The sequence below is a fragment of the Stieleria sedimenti genome (genome assembly GCF_025060895.1).
Taxonomy (GTDB): domain Bacteria; phylum Planctomycetota; class Planctomycetia; order Pirellulales; family Pirellulaceae; genus Stieleria; species Stieleria sedimenti.
Window position 1 is genome coordinate 1 of record NZ_JANZKV010000302.1, and the last position, 16254, is coordinate 16254.

At 59.5% G+C, this 16254-nt stretch carries 10 protein-coding genes; 4 read left to right on the forward strand and 6 right to left on the reverse strand.

Features of this window, described 5'->3' with window-relative positions; all coding sequences use genetic code 11:
• Positions 1–238: 238 nt before the first annotated feature.
• From NZK35_RS31140 to NZK35_RS31155, 4 genes are all read right to left on the reverse strand, one after another.
• Entirely contained in the window at positions 239–1633 is a 1395-nt protein-coding gene (locus NZK35_RS31140; protein ID WP_259636440.1) for a hypothetical protein, read from the reverse strand.
• A gap of 149 nt (positions 1634–1782) precedes the next feature.
• The gene (locus tag NZK35_RS31145; protein WP_259636441.1) at positions 1783–3342 is read right to left on the reverse strand and encodes a BPL-N domain-containing protein; all 1560 of its coding nucleotides are present in this window, start codon (positions 3340–3342) and stop codon (positions 1783–1785) included.
• A gap of 279 nt (positions 3343–3621) precedes the next feature.
• On the reverse strand, positions 3622–4686 hold the full coding sequence (locus NZK35_RS31150; RefSeq protein WP_259636442.1) for a beta/alpha barrel domain-containing protein: 1065 nt from the start codon (positions 4684–4686) through the stop codon (positions 3622–3624).
• A 414-nt stretch (positions 4687–5100) separates the two neighbouring features.
• Complete coding sequence (locus tag NZK35_RS31155; RefSeq protein ID WP_259636443.1) at positions 5101–5955, reverse strand: sugar phosphate isomerase/epimerase family protein; 855 nt, start codon at positions 5953–5955, stop codon at positions 5101–5103.
• A 194-nt stretch (positions 5956–6149) separates the two neighbouring features.
• On the opposite strand from NZK35_RS31155, the gene NZK35_RS31160 reads away from it, so the two are divergent.
• The 4 genes from NZK35_RS31160 to NZK35_RS31175 all read left to right on the forward strand — a co-directional run bounded on the left by NZK35_RS31160 (position 6150) and on the right by NZK35_RS31175 (position 13239).
• Positions 6150–7214: an alcohol dehydrogenase catalytic domain-containing protein gene (locus NZK35_RS31160; RefSeq protein ID WP_259636444.1), complete on the forward strand. Its 1065-nt coding sequence runs from the start codon at positions 6150–6152 to the stop codon at positions 7212–7214.
• Positions 7215–7429: 215 nt separating this feature from the next.
• The gene (locus NZK35_RS31165) at positions 7430–10450 is read left to right on the forward strand and encodes a PSD1 and planctomycete cytochrome C domain-containing protein (protein WP_259636445.1); all 3021 of its coding nucleotides are present in this window, start codon (positions 7430–7432) and stop codon (positions 10448–10450) included.
• A 59-nt stretch (positions 10451–10509) separates the two neighbouring features.
• Positions 10510–11904, forward strand: a complete 1395-nt coding sequence (locus NZK35_RS31170; RefSeq protein ID WP_259636449.1) for a DUF1501 domain-containing protein — start codon at positions 10510–10512, stop codon at positions 11902–11904.
• A gap of 294 nt (positions 11905–12198) precedes the next feature.
• A complete protein-coding gene (locus NZK35_RS31175) occupies positions 12199–13239 on the forward strand; it encodes an SMP-30/gluconolactonase/LRE family protein (RefSeq protein WP_259636446.1) in 1041 nt (346 codons plus the stop codon).
• Positions 13240–13321: 82 nt separating this feature from the next.
• Here the strand turns inward: NZK35_RS31175 and NZK35_RS31180 are convergent, their stop codons facing one another.
• Positions 13322–14677 carry a sigma-54-dependent transcriptional regulator gene (locus NZK35_RS31180; RefSeq protein WP_259636447.1) on the reverse strand — a complete coding sequence of 452 codons (1356 nt, stop codon included), beginning with the start codon at positions 14675–14677 and terminating at the stop codon, positions 13322–13324.
• An 8-nt stretch (positions 14678–14685) separates the two neighbouring features.
• Positions 14686–16095: a sensor histidine kinase gene (locus NZK35_RS31185; RefSeq protein WP_259636448.1), complete on the reverse strand. Its 1410-nt coding sequence runs from the start codon at positions 16093–16095 to the stop codon at positions 14686–14688.
• Positions 16096–16254: the final 159 nt, after the last annotated feature.

Genomic DNA, 16254 nt, shown 5'->3' on the forward strand with positions numbered 1-16254 from the left:
AGATGAGGGCCCGTAGGCTCGCGCCAAACGGCTGATATTCGTTTGACATCAGCCGGTTCGCGCCAGCGTCCGGGCCCCCTCATTCATGTTAACTTAGCGGTATTGGGCTTTAGCCGCCCGGTGTCGCTGCCTCGCAGCGAGTGGGAGCGTCTAAAGGTTGGACACCAACGGCATCTGCTGTCGCAGGACACTCGCAAGTGAGAAGCTGACGCCACTCTCGCCAGAGCGTGGATCGCTGTTACTTCACCAAGCGAGCGCCTTCGAAAGTCTCTGCCTGGGGAAAACCGCTCAACCATTTTGCGTCGATCACGGCCTGCCCGGCGAAGTCGGACGCATCGAGCAGCTGCGACGGAGCCGTTTTGATTTTGCCTTCGGTGTCCGCGTATGCTTTGACCAAGTACTCTCCCGGAACAAGCGGAAACGCGTCCTCGGCGGCCTCATGGTTTGGCCCGAGGTTCGACGCGATCAATAACAACGCTCCGTTGACCATGCCTCTGGGGGTCACCACCGATTGCGTGAACGCGACGGGATCGGACGACCAGTTGCCCGACGGATCTTTGCCGTGAACGAACAGTTGGACGACGGAGCCCGGTTTCCAATCCGCCGGCGTCCCTTTGACCCGCAAGATCCGCTGGGTCGGGATCCAGTTGTCCGTGGGTAATTCGTCAGCGGTCGCGTATTGGTCGCCGACCACCGCGGCGTAGTCTTCCAGCCAAGCGACGAACAATTTGTAAGAGTGGTCATCGACGTGCATCTTGATGCCTCCCATGTGGGAAACCGGGTCGGCCGAAGACGGCTTGGCAAGGCTGCCGTCGTCCTGCTTGGGCGGCAATTTGGCCGTCGGCTTGAGCACCAACAGGCTCTTGGCCGGCTCTCGCAAGTTGATCAACGGGTATCGTTTCCCGTCTTGCTTGCGGCTGCTGGCGACCAATGCCGCCAGCGTCGCTTCGGGAGTTTCGCGAAACAGATTCATCCGCGCGCCATAGGTTTTGACGAGTTCACCGTGCCGCTCGGCCGGCTTTTGATGCTTCGGATTGTCGGCGTCAATTTCATCAGGCGTGTGACAGGGGAAACAACGCATCCGCTGCGACCAAACATTGCGGGTGAACGCTTCCAGCACGCGACTCTTGCGGGCATGCCGGACGACTTCCAAGGGTTTGGCCGGTCCGACCGTCGCGAGTTGCTCCGGCGCGGAGCGTGAAACCAGGTCAGGGTCACTGCAACAGGCTTTGATCCACGCGGAGAACGCTTCGTATTCGGCCTGCCGCGTTTTCTCGTGGATTCGCTTGGCCAACGGATCGGTCTCTTTTTCGCCCATCTGAATCAGCGTCAAAATCTTTGACTGTTCGGGGGCCTCCACATCGACCAATCCGTCCTCCCGCAGCGCGACGAATGTTTCGGTGTGTGAGGGCAGGATGTAGTCCTTGATGTCGACTGAGGACAGGTGGCACTGCACACAACTGGACGGATTGGGCGAGCGAAAGATCGGCATGATCCGTTCTTCGAACAACTGCAGCGCCGTCGTCGGTTCGGATGCCCGGACCAAGGCTGGCGGAGACGCCGCGGTGGTGAGGGCGGCGACCAGTGCCAAGCAGGTGAGTGGATGCCGACCAGGGATTGATCGTTTCGTCATGATCGCGCTCGAAAGGGTGGTTCGATGATGAGGTCGCAGAACACGACCGTGTTTGTGCAGGGTGTCGGGATGATTCAAGTTGGATAGAATTGTATCGCGCTGCAGAGCCTGATTCGCAAAAGAACCGACAGATCCAGGGAACACTTTGTTTAATTGCGGCTGACGTGGGCGATGGCTCGTGGGATCACCCCGGCTTGACCGGAGGTGCTTTCGAAATGTGGGCTGATGGCGAGGATTCGCCCGTGACCATACCGAGCGAAGACGATTGCCGGGGCGCCGAGCATGGTGTTCTTCTGCGGCTCGTAAATGCCGTTCTCGGTGCGGAAGAAGGCCCACGGTTCATACTCCGGCAACGAGTCGTTGTCTCCCGGTGAAAGGATCGGACCGTTCTGGTACTGAATCGATTGCGTTCCGGAGACGCCCAGCACCTGAGATGCATGGTCAGTCAGTTCGACATCAACATCGGTAGCGGGACCGCGGTACCACATCGACTTGCGTCCCTTGCCGGGGATCTCCACCGTTGTGTTGAACACTGCGGCATTCATCAGGTTCAACGACCAGGAATAGTGCGACGAGCAGAGGTAGGCGCCGGCGCAGATTCCCACGACGCCTCCGCCATCGCGAATGAACTGGCGGACGTGATCACGCCCGGTCGGGCCGATCGCCTTGCCTTGTTTGCTTCCCGAGCCGCCGGGGAACACCAGAACGTCGAATTGATCCAAGACGCCCGGTCGCATGTCGTGCCGACCGACCTTTCGAACCAGCAGCTCCGGCCGACCCTCAAGAACCTTCATCACTTTTATTTCGTTGGCTCCCGAATCGTCGAACAACGCCACGTTCGTGGTCCCGCGTGCCGGTTGCGGTGCCAAACGATCGACACAGTCCTCTGCAATCACGCCGATCGACTCAAGCGCGGTCGAAACCATCCGTCGATGCTGTCGCGTTCGCAGCGAAAGCGGTTGGTCTTTGAACGTCGTTTCAAAAATAAAACTCACGGCACCGAGTTGTTCGTGACACGCTCGGGCCAGGCTGCCGACCACGGGGCCGCTTTTCGCCAACAGGTCGAAACGACGCTGCGGATCGACGTCCGCGTTGACGGCTTGCTGAATTCGTTTGGCGAAATCACGTTGGTCGGGAAAGGCGATCACACTTGAACCGACCGAGTCGGCGTTGAGGCGATGGAAATCGAATCCCTCGTGAAGATCGAAAACCCAATCGGGTTGGTGACGCGTGATGAACTCCCAGATCGCTCGGGTGTGCTCGGTCAACGCGTCTTCTCGCTCGGACGTCGGAAAACTGCGGTTGAGATCGCGGCGCAGGCGATCATTCCGATGTTCTGGTGACCAACGGATGTTGGCTGCCAGACCCAGCCGATTGATTTGCGGCATGACGACCAGCTTTCCGCGACTGATGGGCCAATGTCGAATTTGCTCGGCCGCTCGGTATCCTGCCGGTTCATTTCCGTGCACGCCGCCGGTGATCAACACCGTCGGGCCGTCCTGACCGCTATCGATGACATACCAGGGGGTTTCCCAAGTCGTGCCCGTGCCCAGCGTCCCGGAGGTGGCGGTTTGCGGCTGTGTCGATGCGGCGACTTGGGCGTCGACCGTTGCGACTTCGGCCAACCCTACGCCAAGTACCGAAACGAGAAACAGGACCGCGGAAAAGAGCCGGCCTGCGGAGTGAGGCGACGATCGGGGTGTGGTCATGGTTGCGTGCCTCGATCACGCTGGTGGATGATGTTGGACCCGTACGCTGGCGATCAATGCTACTTACTTTGACGCCAAGAGGGGTGTTTTTGAAGCGCGACCGGACGGCTCGCGGGCTGTCGATTTTAAGAAATTGGACGAGGCAATGGTGAGCCGCTGGCCGTAAGGCCTCGGGCCACGCCTGGATGCCCGGCCGCTTACGCGTCGCGGCTCACTAAATCGACAGCCCGCTCGCGCCGTTCCGCTAACTCATTCGATTGACCTTGTTCGGTCGACCGTTCAGCCATCCACGACATCGCTGATCGGATGGCCCCAGCGGTCGCCGTGCAGACGGGAGACTTTGCTGCGGACTTCTGCGGGATCAAATCGCGCCGTCAATCCTTTCAGGTAGTCATTGCGTTGGGATTCGGTGTCAAATTCCAGCGGGCGATTCTCGAATAGGTCATCAAGCGATTTCATGTGACGGCGTTCCATGAAATTGCGCAAACCATCGACGAGTGTGCGAACGACCGTCGGTCCTTCGCGGCAGACCGCCGAGGTGACCATGGCGACGTCGGCTCCAGCCAACAAGGCTTTCACGACATCGATGCTGGTACCGATTCCGCCACAGGCGGCCAACGGCATGCCGGGACAGTAACTGTGGACCTGCATGACCGGCCCGATGATCTTGCTGACCGTTCCCGGTTCGGTGAGCGTCCACTCGGATTTCAGCTCGAACGTGTCCAGGGAAATGTCGGTGTCGGGCAATCGGCCGAATAGAATCAATCCCTGGGCGCCGGACAACAAACGGCACGAAAGTTGGCTGAGGCGGGTGTAGCTACGATGCAGCTTGACAAACAGCGGGATCTTGATGGCGTGATCGATTTTCGTCACCACTTCGACGACCGCGTCTTCGACTTCGCGTGCCGTGCCATACACGCATGGTGGAGGTGGCTGCAAACACAACTCGATTGCCGCCGCACCGGCCTGCTCCACTTCCTTGGCAAAGTCCAACCAATTGCCGCCGCTCTCACCATTCAGACTGGCGATCACCGGAATCGAAAGCTGTGAGCTGGCCCGAGTGACCATGTTCAAATAGGACTCGGCATCAAATCCGGCGTTCTCCACCGGCACGCGGCGACTGCGTTTGAGCAACGATTTGTCCTGCTCCGAAAGCGCGATCCCGTTACGATCGTTCCACAACAACACCTGCTCTTGAAACAGCGAGGGCAGCACGATCGCCCCTGCCCCGGCGGAAACGAACGCGACTTGACTCGGCTCTTCCGCCGTCATGGGGCACGAGCCCACCACGATGGGGGCTTTGAGATGCAAGCCGCCAAAATTGGTGCTCAGATCGATGCTCATCGAATTACCTGGTCAATCTTTTGGCGCGATCGAGGTCCAACGCCAGGGGAAATTTACGCGAACGTGGTGCGATTTTGACCGGGACTCTCCTGCGTAAAGGAAAACGTCAAACGATGACACCCACTCCATCGGGAGACCCAGTTTGCGCTCCATCCATGGTGCATCTCTTGTGCCGAGTCGAGGTCGCGGAATCGATTCGACCACACGAATCCTGCTCTTTCCCCCCCACCCTGCTCGCCGCAGCGCTTGCAAGGCGTCTCCGCGATCCCCGAGGCATCGTTCTCGGTCTGTGGGCGTAGACACTTGTAGAGGCAAATCGGCCGACCGCTGTTCTGCGGAGATTCACATCGCAGACATTCTTTCCGCCGGCGTCCCGCACATCTCCGGCCAAATCCGCACACCGGATTCGCGGCGTTAGACTGTTATGTGCGAATTCGCACCTTCGACGCGCCGTTTGACTTCCCGAATAAAGCGACTGCCTCGCTGTGCACCATCCAGCGTGGTTTCGGGATCGGAGTTGCCGTTGAGTTCCAAAATGATGGGGCCTTCAAAGCGGACACGGTCGAGCTGCCTGATGAATGGCTCCCACTCAATCGTGCCGTCCCCCGGCGGAAGATCGTCATCCTCCACGCCGCCGTTGTCACTGGCGTGAACCATCCACAGGTGGCCGGAAAGCTTGTGCGCGACCGACAGCAGATCTCCGGAAAGGTAGGCATGCCCGGTGTCCAGGCAGATCCCGACATCGGTGCTTTCGATCGCACCCAAGATCCAAAGAACGTCTCGGGGTTTGCCGAAAAACAGGTGCGGCATCATGTTTTCCAGCACCAGTCCCACGTTCAGTTCAATGCACTCGCTGGTGATCAGATTCAGCGAGTGGGCGGCCAGTTCCATGCGGTGCATTCGCTCATCTTCGGGAAGGTCATGTTGTTCCGGACCCGGATGGATCACGAAATAGCGAACACCGATCTCCGCAGCAGCCGTTGCGGCGGTGACGATTTCTTCGATCGATCGATTGCGGATATTCGCGTCGGGGGACGTGATATCGATCTGTTCGGCAAACGGTGCGTGGAACGAATACGGTTCGATCTTCAATTGCTGAATCAGATCACCGGCACGTTTGACCATCTCAAAATCGTGGTAGTCCAGGTGCGACGGAAACGAACAGATTTCGATCAGGTTGAATCCGCCGGCTCGGATTCGTTCCAGACAATCGAAAATGCTGTGACGGTAAAAACAACCCGTGGAAAGACCGATCGGCCACTCAATCATGTTGCTCACTCCCCTTCGAACCAGGTCGATTGGATCTCTCGGCTCAGATTGCGACGCTGCAGCGTCGAGCGTCGAATCAGCGTTCCTAGAAGCAAAGCATGGAAGCAAAACATGTGCCGAACGGCCGTGCTTGGTCAGCGGCATGTCAATTGCTGTCTGACGTCAATTGCTGTCTGACAAGGCACGCGAATTGAATGGGGATCGTCGGAGAAAAACTGATGGACATGATGAACGCGATGGTGCTGCCGCGGATCGTTTCGCTCGACAATTGCCAGACGCCACTCGAGCGGGTCGAATTGCCGATTCCCGATCCGCGTCGCGGAGAGGTATTGATCAAGGTGTTGGCGTGTGGCGTCTGTCACACGGAACTGGACGAGATCGAAGGCCGTACCGCTCCCTCGCGTTTGCCCGTGGTGCCCGGGCATGAAGTGGTGGGCCGCATTGTCGCATTGGGAGACGGTGTCACCGATTGGGCGGTCGGAGAGCGAGTCGGCGTCGGCTGGATCTACTCTTCATCGGGAAGCAAGCTGGAGAACCTGAGTGGCTCGTTTCGTGCAACCGGACGTGATGTCAACGGCGGCTACGCCGAATACATGTGCGCCGACGCGGGGTATGTGTATCCGATTCCAGACCGTTTCGACGACGCCGAAGCGGCACCGTTGTTGTGCGCCGGCGGGATCGGTTACCGGGCGCTCAAGCTGGCCAATCTTTTCGACGGCGGTCTGCTGGGGCTGACAGGGTTCGGCGGCTCGGCACACTTAGTCTTGCAGTTGGCTCGGCATCTATATCCGCGAACGAAAATCTACGTGTTCGCCCGCGATCAACGTTCCCGTGAGTTTGCGCTGGAATTGGGGGCACACTGGGCGGGCGCCACCGACGACCGTGCGCCGGAACGGTTGCATGCAATCATCGACACCACGCCGGCGTGGAAGCCGATTGTCGAAGCGCTGCGGAACTTGCGACCGGCAGGACGATTGGTGATCAATGCGATTCGCAAGGAGGACGCCGACAAGGACTACCTCAGCCGCCTCTGCTACCACGATCATTTGTGGATGGAAAAAGAGATCAAGAGCGTGGCAAATATCACGCACACCGACATCGCGGAGTTTCTGCCGATCGCGGCGGAGATCCCGATCCGACCGCAGGTGCAGACGTACACGCTCGCACAGGCCAACCGGGCACTCGTGGAACTGAAGCGGGGACACGTACGCGGTGCCAAGGTGATCGTGATGGACGCATCGGTGAGGCGTCCAGGCTGAGTTACATCGGGTGACGCTGAGTCGTAAATCGTTGGCCCGCTGTCGCAGTTTCCCCTCTCGGTTTCTCATCGGCACCACTACGATGGAGTCCCACCCTGGCGCAACGTTTCGAGGATGAAGATTGCGGCTGGAAAACTGCCGGATCCGTTATCGTCCTTCTTCAGGTAGAATACCGTCTGGTTTGCGTGTCCCGGCTCGATCAACGTGGAGAAGAAGTGACTTCGATTCGGCAATTTGTTTGGCGCTGTGTGTTAACCTCCGGTTTCTTGGCCTGCCCATTGGTGGGGATTGCTCCGGCCGAGTCGGTGGCGATGGCACCGACCGAGGAACAGTTGGAATTCTTTGAAAAAGAAGTCCGTCCGCTGTTGGCAGAGCATTGTTATTCGTGTCACAGCACGAAATCAAAGAAGCTTCAGGCGGGGCTGCGGGTCGACAGTTTGGCGGCGATGCTGCGGGGGGGGGATTCCGGCGAAGCGGTCGTTCCCGGCGATGTCGACGGCAGCTTGCTGATTGAAGCGGTTCGGTATGAATCGTATGAGATGCCGCCCAAGGGAAAACTGCCCGCGGCGGACATCGAGACGCTGGAGCGGTGGGTGGAGATCGGGGCACCGTGGCCGCCCGAAGATGCACCGCAGGAGACGACGACGCGGCTCGAGTTTGATCTTGAGCAACGTTCCCAGGACCATTGGGTCTGGCAACCGGTTCGATCGCCCCTGCCTCCCGAGGTGAAAGACGACACCTGGCCGCGACAGTCGCTGGACCATTTTGTGCTCCACCGGCTTGAGCAGGCGGGGTTGGAACCGTCCACCGATGCGGACCGATCGGCCCTGCTGCGACGCGTGTCCTTTGATTTGATCGGCTTGCCGCCGACCCCCGAGCAAGCCGAACGATTTCTTGGTGACCAGTCGCCCCAAGCATTGGAACGGCTTGTCGACGAACTGCTCGACTCGCCGCACTTCGGCGAACGTTGGGGACGTCATTGGCTGGACCTGGTCCGCTACGCCGAATCGCGGGGCCACGAATTCGACAACGATGCGCCCAACGCGTTCCAGTACCGCGACTACATCATTCGCGCGCTCAACGCCGATGTGCCCTACGACCAATTGATTCGCGAACACCTTGCCGGTGACTTGCTGGAGCGGCCGCGGACGAACCCTGACAAGGGATTCAATGAATCGATTCTGGGAACCGGATTTTGGTTTCTCGGCGAATGGGTCCATTCACCGGTGGACATTCTGAAGGACGAGAGCGACCGGTTTGACAACATGATCGATGTCATGTCGAAAGCGTTTCTGGGTGTCACCGTGTCCTGTGCCCGCTGCCATGATCACAAGTTTGATGCCATCTCGACCGCCGACTACTACTCGTTGACCGGCTTTCTCCAAGGCAGCGATTACCGGCAGGTCCGTTTCGAATCGATCGAACACAATCGCAAAATCGCCGATGCCTTGTCGGCAATCGATGCCAAGTACCGCAGCTCGGTCGACCAATTGCTGGCCGATCATCCGTTATCGCCCGAGCCCGTCGCCCCGTTGAAACCCGAGTCGGCCGCGGTGATCGTGTTCGACTACGAAACCATTTCTGCGGACCGGTTCTATCAAGACGGGTTTCTGTTCGGAGACCAGCCGCGCCGGGCCGGCCAAAGCATGGTCGCCGAAAAGGACGGCAAGCCGGTGATTGAATTCACGGCCGTTTCCGCAGCGGTCAGCGATCCCTTTTGGAACGGCTTGCAGTCGGTCAGCGAAACGGGGGTGAACAACCGCAGTCGGCTGGCCAATCTGCCCCGCAGCGGACGCACCTTGCGGACGCCGACGTTCACCTTGACCGACGGCAACGTTGCCTGTCTGGTGCGTGGTGCCGGTCACGTCGTCGCCTGCGTGGACTCCCACCGTTTGATCGCCGGCCCGTTGCACGGCGAGACGATCAAGGCGATCAAGCCGACCGACGACTGGGTGCAATTGAATCTGAATCGTTACGTCGGCCATCGGCTGCACCTGGAATTCACCCCGGACGAAAACGCCCAGCTGGAAGTTTCGCTGATCACGCAAGGGGCGTCGAAACCGGATCGAAAACATCTCCAACAGCGACAACAGGCGATCGCCGCCGGCGTGGAAAAGATGGCAAGCCAAGCCCGCGAGATCCTGGCGGACGAGCTTTCCGAAATCGCCCGCCTGTGGTCTCAAGAACGATCGCAACTGCAGACGCAGATCATGCATCGCTCTCGACTGGCCATGGCGATGCTCGATGGGACAGGCGAAGACGCATCGATTTACATTCGTGGCAATTCATCGAAGCCGGGCGAGATCGAACCCCGACATTTTCTGACCGCGATTTCCGGTGACGACCCGATGGAAATCCGATCGGGCAGCGGGCGACGGGAACTGGCTGAACACATCAACGATCCCGGCAATCCGCTCACGTCACGCGTCATCTGCAATCGAATCTGGCATCACTTGATCGGCCGAGGCATCGTGCCCACCACGGACGATTTCGGCGTGTTGGGCCAGCGACCGACGCACCCGGATCTGTTGGATCACCTGGCGACCCAATTCCGTCAGGATGGGCAAAGTCTCAAACGGATGATTCGGCGGATCGTGCTCTCACGGACCTATCAGATGTCCAGCCTGGCCGATCCCGCCGCGGTGGCCGCCGATCCTAAGAACCAACTCTTTCACCACCGCCCTCCGAAACGCCTCGAAGGCGAAGTCATTCGGGACGCGCTGTTGTCGATCTCCGGAGCCTTGGACCCGGTCCAATTCGGGGAGCCGATCCCGATCCACCTGACGGCCTTCATGGATGGACGCGGCCGACCGGGGCGGAGCGGCCCGCTCGATGGAGCACGTCGACGATCGATTTACACCGCGGTGCGACGCAACTTCCTCTCGCCGTTCATGTTGACGTTCGATACCCCGGTTCCGTTCAGCACCATGGGGCGACGCAACGTGTCCAACGTCCCCGCCCAAGCATTGATTCTGATGAACGATCCGTTGGTGGTTCAATTGGCCGGTCAATGGGCCGACCGCGCCATCTCGTTGCACTCCTCCAGTGAGCCGCGGATCCGCTGGATGTACACGTCGGCCTTTGCCAGACGACCGACCGATCAAGAACTGGCCGTCGCCCAGGCGTTCTTGGATTCCCAGCGCGAAGCCCGCCAAGTGGATCCCGACGACGCCGAATTGTGGAGCGATTTCGCCCACGCGCTGATCAACACCAAGGAGTTTATTTTTCTGCGATGACCAAGCACTCTCTCTTCCCCTGCCACCGCTATCAAGCCCAGCCGAGTTCGCGTCGCGACATGCTGCGACGCTGCGCAAGCGGTTTTGGGGCCGTCGCGTTGGCCGGCTTGGCACAGGACGCGGCTTATTCTCTCGAGTCGACTCCGTCCGAGGAACTCGGCAAAGCCGGTCACGGCCCACATCATCAAGTACGTGCCAAGAATGTGATCTTCTTGTACATGGATGGCGGACCGTCGCAGGTCGACACCTTTGATCCAAAACCGCTGCTGACCAAGTTCGACGGCAAAGATCCCGGCACCCTGTTCGACGTCGAACCGACTCAGTTCAACAACAACGGGACCGTGCTGGCGAGCCCCTGGGAGTTTCAGCAGCACGGTGAATCGGGCATCCCCGTCAGCAGCCTGTTTCCCCATGTGGCGACCTGTGTCGACGAACTGGCGGTCGTCCGATCAATGGTTTCAGAATTTCCCGAGCACACCTTTGCCAACTACTTTCTGCACACCGGCAGCGGTCTGCAGGGGCGTCCGAGCATGGGGGCCTGGGTCAATTATGGCCTGGGCAGCGTGTGCCAGAATCTGCCCGGATTTGTCGTCATCAACGGTGGACTGATTCCGCCCGGCGGGCTGGATTGTTTCGGCAGCGGATTCCTGCCCGCCAGCTACCAGGGATCGGTGTTCAAACCTTCCGGAAGTGGCGTCGCCAATATCGCGCCGACCGAGTCGTCCCCGCAACGACAGCGTGAAAAGCTGGATTTGATCGGCCAATTGGATGGCTTCGCCTCCCAACAGTTCGGCCGGCACGATAGTCTGGATTCAGCGATCCGAAATTACGAACTGGCCTATGCGATGCAGATGGCGGTTCCGGAAGTGATGTCGATCAAAGACGAACCCGCCCACGTCCAAAAGATGTATGGGATGGAATCAACCTACGAACCGACACGGATTTATGCGGCCCAGTGCTTGATCGCCCGTCGAATGATCGAAAATGGAGTCCGGTTTGTCGAGCTGACGTGCCCCAAGGTCGGCGGTGACCGGTGGGACCAACACGGCAACCTGAAACAGGGCCATGAAAACAACGCCCGCGCTGTCGACCAGCCCATCGCCGCGTTGTTGAAAGACCTTCGCCAGCGCGGAATGCTGGACGAGACGCTGGTCGTTTGGGCAGGCGAATTCGGACGCACGCCCTTTGCCCAAGGCAAGGACGGACGCGACCACAACCAGTTCGGATTTACCGTGTGGATGGCCGGCGGTGGCGTCAAACGCGGCACCACCTACGGTGCGACCGACGAGTTCGGTTACAAGGCGATCGAAAACCGCGTCGAAGTCCACGATCTGCACGCGACAATGCTGCATCTGATGGGCGTCGATCACACCCGGTCGACCTTCCGATTCGGCGGACGCGACATGCGGCTGACCGACGTCAAAGGCCACGTGGTACATGACATCATCGGGTGATGCCCGAAGAGGGGCAAGCATCCTGCTTGCCATCCTCGCCGGCCAGACAGTGGGGTAAGCATCCTGCTTGCCACCCTCGTCGGCCAGACAGAGGGGCAAGCATCCTGCTTTCCACCCTCGCCGGCCAGACAGTGGGGTAAGCATCCTGCTTGCCACCCTCGTCGGCTCCGCCGGCGGCCAGACAGTGTGGTAGCATCCTGCTTTCCATCCTCGCCGGCTCCGCCGGCGTTCACTCCGCTTGACCACCGGCCAGCCGCAACCGTCCCTTCAACGCCCAACATTCCCCAGTGCAAAATGAAACCCCAACACCCAATCACGTCCGTTGACCAACAGGCACGTGCTGTCACCCAAACCCTCGACGGAACGACGGAAATCGGGCCCGTCCGACGCTGCAGAAATTTTGTTCGATCGATCACCGCCGTGTTGTGCTGCGTCATCACCTTCTCCGCGTCTCGCGCCGCCGAGCCGACAAGCCACGGTTTTCTCGCCTGCGGCGCGGCGACGTACATTGTCGATGGCAAAGGAAACAAAACATGGACCTATCCCCACGCAACACGCGATGGATACGTCCTGGAAAACGGAAACATCGTCCTGACGCTCAACAAGGGGAAGCGATACTCCGGCGGTGCCGTTGTTGAAATCACTCCCGACGGAACGGAAACGGTGATCTGGAAAGGGACGCAGTCGGAAGTCAACAGCGCCCAGCCGACGTCTGATGGGACGTTCGTGATCACCGAAGCCGGCACGAACCCGCGGTTGATCGAGGTGGATCGTTCTGGAGCGGTTCGGGTGGAGTTCCCGTTAGCCTGTCAAAAAGACAACCATCACATGCAGACGCGGATGGCCAGAAAGCTGGCCGACGGGACGTACCTGGCGCCGCATCTGTTAAATTTCGCGGTCTTTCATTACGACGCCAAGGGCCGCATCATCGATCAGCTGGATACAACGGTGCTCGGCGATACCGAGCATGCCATCCACACCTGGCCGTTCACCGCGATCCGCCACGCTGACGGACAGACCCTGGTGTGCTGCACGCACGGAAACCGAGTGGTCGACTTCGATGCGTCCGGGAAAATCGTTTGGCAGTTGACCAACGATGACCTGCCCGGACCCTGGTTGCAAGATCCTTGCGGCAGCCAGGTGCTGCCCAACGGCAACGTGGTGATCACCAGCTATGCCGGTGGACGAAAGAACCCGACGGCACCAAAGCTGTTTGAAGTCACACGCGACAAACAAGTAGTCTGGAAATACACCGACGGCAAGAAAGTCGGCATCCACCACTTTCAGATCCTCGACACCAACGGCGAAAAGCTGACCGGGTTGCCGTTGAAGTGATGGCGGAGGGGCGTGGTCCGTCATGCATTACCTCGCGCAAGTAGGGCATGCTGTGCATGCCAATCGTCACGCACAGCGTGACCTACGCGTCCTGCTTCAACTTGCGATAGATCGTTTTTCGATCCAGCCCCAGGATCCGGGCGGCTTGCGTCTGGTTGCCTCCGACCGCTTCCAACACGTGGTTGATGTAGCGGCGTTCGATTTCCTCCATCGTGACCAATTCACTCGGATCCAAGCCGCCGAGGAACAGCGTGCGGGCGGAGAAATTGCTGATTTTTTCCGGCAGGTCTTCGATCGTGATCTTGTCGTAACGCGTCAGCGCGACGGCGCGTTCGATCACGTTGCGCAGCTCGCGAATGTTGCCGGGCCAAGAATACGCGAGCAATTTTTCGGCCACGCCATCGGCAAACCCGTCCACCGATTTGCGTTCGGACCTGGCAAACTGTTTCAAGAAATGTTCCGCCAGTCGTAGCGTGTCGGTTCCCCGGGCTCGCAGCGGCGGCAACTGGATGCCGATCACGTTGATCCGATAGAACAGGTCCTCGCGGAATCGCCCCTCGGCGACTGAGGTTTCCAAGTCACGGTTGGTTGCCGTCAAGACACGGACGTCAAAGGGAATGTCTTTGTCGCTGCCCACCGGGCGGACCGATCGTTCTTCCAGTGTCCGCAGCAACTTGACTTGCATCGGCATCGGCATCTCGCCCATTTCATCCAACAGCAGCGTTCCGCCGTCGGCTTCCAGGAACAGCCCCCGACGTTCGCTCCGTGCATCGGTGAAGGCTCCCTTGACGTGGCCGAACAGTTCACTCTCGAGCAATGTTTCACTGAGCGCGCCACAGTTGACGGCGACAAACGGTTTCTCGCTGCGGCGGCTGTTGGCATGGATCGACCGGGCGACAAGCTCCTTGCCGGTTCCGCTTTCGCCACAGATTAGAACCGCGGCATCGGATTGTGCGACACGCTGCAGTTGTTCGTACAGTTTCACCATTGCGGGACTCTTGCCGATCATCTCTCCGAACGCGCCGTTTTCGTCGCTCGACGCGTTCAGCAATCGGACCTGCTCGGACAGCTGACGATGTTCGATCGCCCGCCGCAACGTGATCGCCAGCAGGTCCATCTCGATCGGCTTGGTGATGAAGTCATACGCGCCGGCGCGCATCGCCGTGATCGCGGTTTCCAATGTTCCGAAAGCGGTCATCACGATCACCGGCACATCGGGTCTGGATTCGGTGAACTGCTGGCACAGTTGCAAACCGGTCGTGCCCGGCATTTTTACATCGGTCAGCACCACATCGAAGTTTTCCTGATGCAGGGCCTCCACCGCGTCCGCTGCCGACAGGCACCAGCGGCTGTTGATTCCCCGCAGTCGCAGATCGGTCTCGATCAACTCGCACATGTTTCGTTCATCGTCAACGATCAAGACGTTTGCGTTGGACATGGTTCCGTTCATGATGGGGCGGCGGCTGTGGGTTCTTCGGCAGCGGTTGTTGTTTCGTCGGCGGCGGGCAGGGAGACAGTGAACGTGGTTTGCACGTTTTCTTCGCTCTGAACTTCGATGTCGCCGCCGTGTTCTCGCACGATCCCGTAGGCGATCGACAGTCCGAGCCCCGTTCCCTGTCCGATATCCTTGGTGGTGTAGAACGGTTCGAAGACATGATCGAGTTGTTCCCGCGGGATGCCTCGGCCGTGATCGGTCACATGGACAACCATCCGATCGCCCCGCGAGGACTGTCGACGCTCGAGGGCGACGGTGACGGTGCCGCCGTCGGGCATGGCCTGGACCGCATTGGTCAGGAAATTGGTCAGCACTTGTTGGATCTGTGTGGCGTCACCGCGGATCGGGTAGGCTTGGTCACCGCCGCGGAGATCAATTTTGACGGACGATTTGTCCGCGATCGGTTCGATCAGATCACAGGTGGTCCGGGCGATCTGGCCGATGTCGATCCGCGTGTGGGTGGTCGGCGATTGGCGTGCGAAATCCAACAATTGACGAATCAACGTGGTCATCCGTTCGGCTTCGGACTTGATCGTTTGAGCGCTTTGGCGGACTTCCTCGGGTGACAGTTTTCCGCTCGCGATCAGACCGGCCCGGCCGGCAACGACATTCAGCGGGGTGCCCATCTCGTGCGCCATGCCGGCGGCCAGCGTGCCGACGGTTCCCAGCCGATCGGTGTGCCGAATCGTGTTCTGCTGCTGGTCCAGTTGTCGGCTCATCAGGCTGATCGCTTGGGCCAGCGATCCGAGTTCGTCACTGCGTTTCAAGGCGGGCGGTTGAGGCAACTTGCCTGCTCCGATCTGGTGGACTTGATCGATCAGCTTTTCGAGCGGTTTGCCGACCAGCCGGACGCCGCCAAAGTAAATCATCATGCCGGACAGGGCGGCAACGCCGAGCAGTGACAGCAGTGAAGCGATCATGGAATCGCGAATGAATTGTTCCTGCTGCTCCATCGATTGAGACACTTCTACGCCACCGGCTTGCGACCCGTCGATTTCCAACGGCACAAACGTGTGGGCGACGGTTTCGCCGTCTTTGTCGGAAACCGAGATTCGAGAGACCTTTCGTGACGTGATCTTGGTTTCCGAATCGCCGGCCGGCACGCCTTCGACCCAACGCAATTCTTGGCCGGGGATATGACGCGCGGTCACTTCGATGGCCTGTTGAATGGTCACCACACCGCCGTTGCGATAGGCATCGTCGATCGCGGGTTTCAGCGCCCCGACGACGTCATCGACGTGGTTGGCACGCAGTTCCTCGTCCCACTTGAGTTGTCGTCGAATGGTTTGCCAGGAGAACAGGGCGACGATGCCCAGCACGCCCAGCATGAACAGCAGGATTAATTTGGCGGCAAGTTTCATCGGTCATTCCTCGTCGATCGAAGCGAGTCACCAGGATACCCGTTGGCATCGGGCCGCGGAAAAGGGGGCAGGCGCCAACAACCAAATGGCCCAAATGGCACGGGCTGAAGGAACAAGGGATTCAGCAACCGTTGGTGTTTAGCCTTGAGGCGATTCCCG

What these genes read in the sequence shown, in the direction of transcription:
- NZK35_RS31140 (WP_259636440.1), bottom strand. Translation starts at nt 1,633, where the DNA reads ATGACGAAACGATCAATCCCTGGTCGGCATCCACTCACCTGCTTGGCA.
- NZK35_RS31145 (WP_259636441.1), bottom strand. Translation starts at nt 3,342, where the DNA reads ATGACCACACCCCGATCGTCGCCTCACTCCGCAGGCCGGCTCTTTTCC.
- NZK35_RS31150 (WP_259636442.1), bottom strand. Translation starts at nt 4,686, where the DNA reads ATGAGCATCGATCTGAGCACCAATTTTGGCGGCTTGCATCTCAAAGCC.
- NZK35_RS31155 (WP_259636443.1), bottom strand. Translation starts at nt 5,955, where the DNA reads ATGATTGAGTGGCCGATCGGTCTTTCCACGGGTTGTTTTTACCGTCAC.
- NZK35_RS31160 (WP_259636444.1), top strand. Translation starts at nt 6,150, where the DNA reads ATGGGGATCGTCGGAGAAAAACTGATGGACATGATGAACGCGATGGTG.
- NZK35_RS31170 (WP_259636449.1), top strand. Translation starts at nt 10,510, where the DNA reads ATGCTGCGACGCTGCGCAAGCGGTTTTGGGGCCGTCGCGTTGGCCGGC.
- NZK35_RS31175 (WP_259636446.1), top strand. Translation starts at nt 12,199, where the DNA reads ATGAAACCCCAACACCCAATCACGTCCGTTGACCAACAGGCACGTGCT.
- NZK35_RS31180 (WP_259636447.1), bottom strand. Translation starts at nt 14,677, where the DNA reads ATGTCCAACGCAAACGTCTTGATCGTTGACGATGAACGAAACATGTGC.
- NZK35_RS31185 (WP_259636448.1), bottom strand. Translation starts at nt 16,095, where the DNA reads ATGAAACTTGCCGCCAAATTAATCCTGCTGTTCATGCTGGGCGTGCTG.